This window comes from Sulfurimonas sp. (genome assembly GCF_028694895.1).
In the GTDB taxonomy this organism is placed as follows: Bacteria; Campylobacterota; Campylobacteria; order Campylobacterales; family Sulfurimonadaceae; genus Sulfurimonas.
Genome location: NZ_JAQVKA010000133.1, coordinates 1 through 3,498 on the forward strand (window position 1 = coordinate 1; position 3,498 = coordinate 3,498).

General features: G+C 36.2%; 4 protein-coding genes. All 4 read left to right on the top strand.

Annotation, left to right across the window (positions count from 1 at the left end):
- Positions 1–606: 606 nt before the first annotated feature.
- Positions 607–1,734, top strand: a complete 1,128-nt coding sequence (locus PHI38_RS09755) for a site-specific integrase (RefSeq protein WP_299855615.1) — start codon at positions 607–609, stop codon at positions 1,732–1,734.
- Positions 1,735–1,779: 45 nt separating this feature from the next.
- Entirely contained in the window at positions 1,780–2,589 is an 810-nt protein-coding gene (locus tag PHI38_RS09760; RefSeq protein WP_299855617.1) for a DUF932 domain-containing protein, read from the top strand.
- An 11-nt stretch (positions 2,590–2,600) separates the two neighbouring features.
- Entirely contained in the window at positions 2,601–3,035 is a 435-nt protein-coding gene (locus PHI38_RS09765) for a hypothetical protein (RefSeq protein ID WP_299855619.1), read from the top strand.
- Positions 3,036–3,047: 12 nt separating this feature from the next.
- On the top strand, positions 3,048–3,498 hold a 451-nt coding region (locus PHI38_RS09770), incomplete at its 3' end, for a Rad52/Rad22 family DNA repair protein (protein WP_299855621.1).

Below are 3,498 nucleotides of genomic sequence, written 5' to 3' on the forward strand. Positions count from 1 at the left end.
AGCTTTTGAGTATGGATATACAAAAAGTGAAATAGCAGAATTTATAAACCTAAGTACCAAAACAATCAATACAATTTTAAAATAATCCCAGCCGACCACCACCAAACGCAACACACCAAAAAACCAACACATTTCACACCCAAACAATATATTTCAAAGACACCTAAAACCACCCCAAACACTCAAATCTGCTACAACAAGTAACAACTTCTAAAATTCATAAATTTCTTCCAAACTTAAAACGACCTAAAATGGTGGGCAAATGGTGGGCGATTTTACCCCTACTGTCCCAAAATAGTTTTAGAGACACCTCAAAGCCCCATATCAAAACGATTTCCCATCTTTTTCACCCCGTCCCAAAACCCAAGAGGGTTTAAAGACACTTTTAAAGAGACTTTAGCTCAATTTGGTCGGCAAATGGTCGGCAATGCCTACTTGACAAGGTTTTTCACCCTTGACTATACTTCCAACAAGCCCACATACTTTTCTATTGCGGTCGGCACATCATAATGAAGAGCAAAAATAAGTAAAAAGTAATGAAAATAGTAAGTAAAAAATAGAGTAAAAACAAGTAAAAAAAGAACTAAATAACAGGAGAAAAACCCAATGCCAAAACTATCAATCACCAATGAATTTATTAAAAAAGTAAAACCACCCACAACCAAAGCAAAAGAACAATACTTCGATATAGAATTAAATGGCTTCATGCTTGAGATAAAAAGTACAGGCTCTAAAACTTACTACTACAGATATAGAACCAATTCTAAACAAAAGATGAAACGAATAGGCACTACAATTGAACTAAGCCTAGAAGATGCAAAGAAAAGCTACTATGAATTAAAAGAGAACCAATCCAACCCAATACTAACCCAAGAGATAAAAGAGCCTACAATCAACCCTATAACCTTTCAAGAGTTCTACGATAAGCATTACTTACCATATATCCATACCCATATAAAAAGCTATGAAACCAATATTTCAGTATTTAAAAACCATATCCTCTCCCACCTAGCCAATACTGCTATGAAAGACCTAAAAAAACCCCAAGTGATGGCATACCATAGCTCTATGGTAAAAGATAAAAACCTAGCCCCAGCAACAGCCAATAAGTTTATAGTCTTTTTAGGTAACGCCTATAGACTATCCCACGAGTTTGAACTACTACCAAATGATATAAACCCTTGTAAAGGTGTAAAAGAGTTTGAACTAAACAACCAAAGACAAATCTTTCTAAACAACACCCAAGCAAAAAGACTACTAAGATATGTACAACTAAGCCCAAACCAACATCTACAGTTTATAATCCCTATGCTACTACTATCAGGAGCAAGAAAAAGAGAAGTACTAGATGCTCAGTGGTGTGACTTCGATATGTTAAATAAGCTATGGACTATTCCCATAACCAAATCAGGTAAAAAAAGAATCCTACCAATAACCCCACCACTAAAAGAACTAATAGAATCTATCCCTAAACAAAGCAAATACCTATTCCCAAGCCCAAAAACCAAAAAGCCTTACATCACCATCTTCAACAGCTGGAACACTGCAAGAGTAAAAGCAGGATTACCAGAAGTGCGTATTCACGATTTACGACATACATACGCATCAGCACTAGTAAACTCCAAATGCTCTCTCTATGAAGTACAAATGCTACTAGGACACTCAACGGCCAAAATGACCAGCAACGATTATAAAAGAGACTTTAGAGTCTCAAGAAGATTAGTTTTAGCCTAAGAGCTTTTAAGCATAAATAAAAAACAAAAACATAAAGGATAAACAATGTCAATCAACCCATTAAACAACCAAGAGCTACAAGAGTTAGCACCAACACTATTTACACAACAGCCTCATTATGAGGTAAGTGATAAATACCACTTTATACCAACTATAGATGTAATAGAGGAGATTAAATCTCATCATTGGTATCCAGTAAGCGTAAGCCAAGCAGCAGTTAAAGATGAAACCAAAGAGGGGTATCAACAACACTGTGTAAGGTTTCGTCACTTTGAGGATTTACTTCATCCACAAGATAATGCTGTAGAGCTATTATTGTTCAATAGCCACGACAGAACAAAAAGTTTCTCTATCAGTGCTGGTATATTTAGATTTGTATGTGCCAATGGACTAGTAGTATCTGATAGTGTGTTTGAAGCTTATAAAATCAAACACTTAGGAGATAGAGACAACGATGTAGCTAATGCAGTTCATAAGATAACTGCAGTTAAAGAGAAGCTCATAGAGAAGATAAAAACACTCTCTTCAATCCAACTATCAGACCTAGAGAAACAAAGCTTCGCTAAGTTAGCTATCCCTCTTAGATTTGAAGAACACCTAGAAGTTGATCCAAATGATTTACTTATCCCACATAGAGAGCAAGATTATAAAGATGACCTCTACACAACTTTAAACACCATACAAGAGCATCTAATCCGTGGAAATTTGAGTGGAATAAACAAAGAGAGTGGCAGACGCTTTACCTCTAAAGAGATAAAAAGTATTACCACAGATACCCAAGTAAATAAAGGTATCTGGGATATAGCAGAGAGGATTGCTACTATAAAAGAACCGTCCTACCAAATAGCAGCATAACGGAGCAGAAAATGAAATTAGTAAATTATCAACTCCAAACCCAAATAGAGTACCTCTCAAACGATAAACCCCAAGACTTTTTTAAAGACTATATTCGCTCTATAATAGAAGACACCTCAAAACCCTACTACCAAAGAGCAGATTATTTAGGGCTTTCGCTAAAAGAGCTACAATCAAAAATTGATATTCTCTCAAGTGATATCAAAGAACTAGGGCAATTCAAGAAACGACTCGCTGAATCATTAGAGATTGCAAAAGAGCTTACTGCCGAAGTATTTTTAAATAACGGTATAGACCGCATAGAGGGCAATATCATATCTTCAATCACTCTATCCAAAGAGACAACCAAAGAGACAATCCCTGCCAAAGCAAAAGTAAATCTAAAACGAAGTGCAAGCAACAACACACAAAGAGACGAACTGCTGCACATTCCACAAGCGGCATAAAGGAGTAAAAAGATGTTTAACGAAAAACAGATAACAGTGCTAAATTATGAAGTTGATTCCAGCAGAATAAAAATAAGAGAGAAAGGAAATATCAGCCTCTCCTATCTTGAAGCGTTTGATATTATAGAGAGTGCAAATAAGATATTCGGTTACGGCAACTGGAGCTACTCCATCTCATCTCTTGTGCAAGTAAGCCAAGAACAAAACCATAACCAAAATGTAGTCATCTGCTATAAGGCAGTGGTTCGGGTAGTAGCTCAAGATATAGCTCACACTAAAGAAGTAAGCCGTGAAGATGTAGGGTTTGGAAGTGGTATCGCAAAAACTCTCTCTGATGCACATGAGGGAGCAGCTAAAGAAGCGGTAACGGATGCCTTAAAGCGAGCTATGCGAACATTTGGAAATCAGTTTGGTAATTCTCTTTATGATAAAGGTAAAAATCATTATAGCCAACCAAATAATA

Excerpts from the sequence above, each read along its gene's own strand:
- PHI38_RS09755 (WP_299855615.1), top strand. The coding sequence starts at position 607 with ATGCCAAAACTATCAATCACCAATGAATTTATTAAAAAAGTAAAACCA.
- PHI38_RS09760 (WP_299855617.1), top strand. The coding sequence starts at position 1,780 with ATGTCAATCAACCCATTAAACAACCAAGAGCTACAAGAGTTAGCACCA.
- PHI38_RS09765 (WP_299855619.1), top strand. The coding sequence starts at position 2,601 with ATGAAATTAGTAAATTATCAACTCCAAACCCAAATAGAGTACCTCTCA.